At 51.9% G+C, this 3,114-nt stretch carries 1 rRNA gene; it reads left to right on the forward strand.

The window, feature by feature from the left end:
• Positions 1–186 precede the first annotated feature (186 nt).
• A 23S ribosomal RNA gene (locus C5Y83_RS01510) occupies positions 187–3,026 on the forward strand.
• Positions 3,027–3,114 lie beyond the last annotated feature (88 nt).

A 3,114-nucleotide genomic window follows, 5' to 3' on the forward strand; every position in this document is an offset into this window, starting at 1 on the left:
CTCAAGTCTTCTCCTGAGAGGGTGAAGCAACGAGTTGCGATACAGCAGCGTATTAGAATCGTTACAAGATACGGATCTCAGTGACCAGCTCTTAGACAAGTTGGTCACATTAAAGTAGTCCGAAATGGTTTGATTGTTCTCAGTTCGCATGGCCTTGCTAGGCCTAAACGAGCTTTGAATATTTGTGGTCAAGCTATTAAGGGCACATGGGGGATGTCTTGGCATCAGAAGAAAAGGCGTGGAAGACTGCGAAAAGCCTGGGGGAGTTGTCAAACGAACGTTGATCCCGGGATTCCTGTTCAACCCAGGGAACTGAAACATCTAAGTACCTGGAGGAGAAGAAAGAAAAATCGATTCCGTCAGTAGCGGCGAGCGAACGCGGAATAGCCCAAACCTTGAGGATTTTCCTCAGGGGGTTGTAGGGCCTTTCATATGAGAGTTACAAAGCCACCGATTAGCCGATATGACATGGAAAGGTCAACCATAGAGGGTGACAGTCCCGTAGGCGAAAATTGAGTGGCCTCTCGAAAGGTACCTGAGTAGGTCCAGTCACGTGAAACCTGGATTGAATCGGCGGGGCCCATCCCGCAAGGCTAAATACTCTCTGATGACCGATAGTGAACTCAGTAGCGCGAGTGAAAGATGAGAAGAACCCCGACAAGGGGAGGTATGTGAACCTGAAACCATGTGCCTACAAGCGGTCGGAGCCCGATTTATGGGTGACGGCGTGCCTTTTGCATAATGATCCGGCGAGTTACCGTCTGCGGCAGGTTAAGGCCTTACGGGCTGTAGCCAGAGGGAAACCGAGTCTTAATAGGGCGTTAGTCGTAGGTGGTAGACGCGAAACCACGTGATCTACCCATGAGCAGGTTGAAGCGCGGGTTATACCGCGTGGAGGACCGAACCCACTTGGGTTGAAAACCGAGGGGATGACTTGTGGGGAGGAGTGAAAGTCTAATCAAACGTGGAGATATCTCGTTCTCTCCGAAATAGCTTTTGGGCTAGCCTTGAGCCACTACACACCGGGGGTAGAGAGACTGAATCGGTTTGGGGCCCTTCCCGGGGTACCCTGCTGGACCAAACTCCGAATACCGGTGTGACTATCTCAGGAGTCAGTCCGCGAGGGATAAGCTTCGCGGTCGAGAGGGAAACAACCCAGACCGTCTGCTAAGGTCCCCAAGAGATGCTCAGTCACTAAGGAAGTTGAATTGCCGAGACAACCAGGATGTTGGCTTAGAAGCAGCCACCATTTAAAAAGTGCGTAACAGCTTACTGGTCGAGCAATTCTGCGCCGATAATGAACGGGAGTAAGCATCTCACCGAAGCAGCGGATTCGAAAGAATGGTAGGAGAGCGCCGATCGTCAGATACGAGCCGTACCGTAAGGAGCGGTGTTGGGGCGATCGGGTGATTATGCCGGAATGAGTAACGATAAAACAGGTGAGAATCCTGTTCGCCGAAAGCCTAAGGTTTCCTGGGGAAGGCAATTCCGCCCAGGGTTAGCCGGTCCCTTAGTCGAGGCTGAAAAGCGTAGACGATGGACAGCAGGTCAATATTCCTGCGCTACGGTTGTGGACTGATGGAGGGACGGCGTTTCAAAGGTGATCGGACTGGTGGAACAGTCCGTGGGCCCTAGCAAGATGAGGGATAGGTAAATCCGCCCTCGTACATCAAGTTAGGGTGCTGACTCTTCGGAGGTAATCATCAGCGGGACGTCCAAGAAAAGCTTCTAAAGGTTGAAGCAACTGTAACCGTACTAAAACTGACACAGGTAGGCGAGTCGAGTAGACTAAGGCGCTCGGGAGAACGGTGGTTAAGGAACTCTGCAAAATGGCCCCGTAAGTTCGCGATAAGGGGTGCCCCTGGCGGTTCACGCTGCTGGGGGTCACAGTAAATCGGCTCTGGCAACTGTTTATCAAAAACACAGGACCCTGCTAACTCGCAAGAGGATGTATAGGGTCTGACGCCTGCCCGGTGCCGGTAGGTTAAGGAAGCGGGTGCAAGCTCTCGACCGAAGCCCCGGTAAACGGCGGCCGTAACTATGACGGTCCTAAGGTAGCGAAGTTCCTTGTCGGGTAAGTTCCGACCTGCATGAAAGGCGTAATGACTGGAGCACTGTCTCAACCACCGACCCGGTGAAATTGTAGTCGTGGTGAAGATGCCACGTTCCCGCAGTTAGACGGAAAGACCCCGTGAACCTTTACTGTAGGCTGATATTGGTCTGAGATATGTTTTGTGTAGGATAGGTGGGAGGCTTTGAAGTCGGCACGCCAGTGTCGATGGAGCCATCCTTGAAATACCACCCTGAATATGTTTTAGCTCTAACCTAGAATTTCTGTGAATCCAGACTAGGAACAGTGTCAGTTGGGCAGTTTGACTGGGGCGGTCTCCTCCCAAAGAGTAACGGAGGAGTGCAAAGGTACCCTCAGCCTGGTTGGTCATCAGGCAAAGAGCGCAATGGTAGAAGGGTGCTTAACTGTGAGACCCATAGGTCGAACAGATACGAAAGTAGGTCATAGTGATCCGGTAGTCCCGAATGGAAGGGCTATCGCTCATCAGATAAAAGGTACTCCGGGGATAACAGGCTTATCGCATCCGAGCGTCCATAGCGGCGATGCGGTTTGGCACCTCGATGTCGGCTCATCACATCCTGGGGGTGAAGAAGCTCCCAAGGGTTCGGCTGTTCGCCGATTAAAGTGGTACGTGAGCTGGGTTCAGACCGTCGTGAGACAGGTCGGTCCCTATCTGCTGTGGGCGCACGAAACTTGAGGAGATTCTTCTTTAGTACGAGAGGATTTGGAAGGACGTTCCTCTGGTGTCCCAGTTGTCATGCCCGTGGCACGGCTGGATAGCTATGAACGGAAAGGATAAACGCTGAAAGCATCTAAGCGTGAAGCCCGCTCCAAGATTAGGTTTCGTAAGCACTTGTGCGAGAGTCCCCTGGAAGACGACCAGGTTGATAGGCCAGATGTGTAAGCTCAGTAATGAGTTCAGCTAACTGGTACTAACGGACGAATGCTTGACCACTTATATTCAACGCTCTTTAGCGAGAGCAGCTGTGAACAACAGCCTGAATTACGAGTAACGATTCAAGATTCTCGAAAATCGTCGACTT

The sequence above is a fragment of the Blastopirellula marina genome, assembly GCF_002967765.1.
Taxonomy (GTDB): Bacteria; Planctomycetota; Planctomycetia; order Pirellulales; family Pirellulaceae; genus Bremerella; species Bremerella marina_A.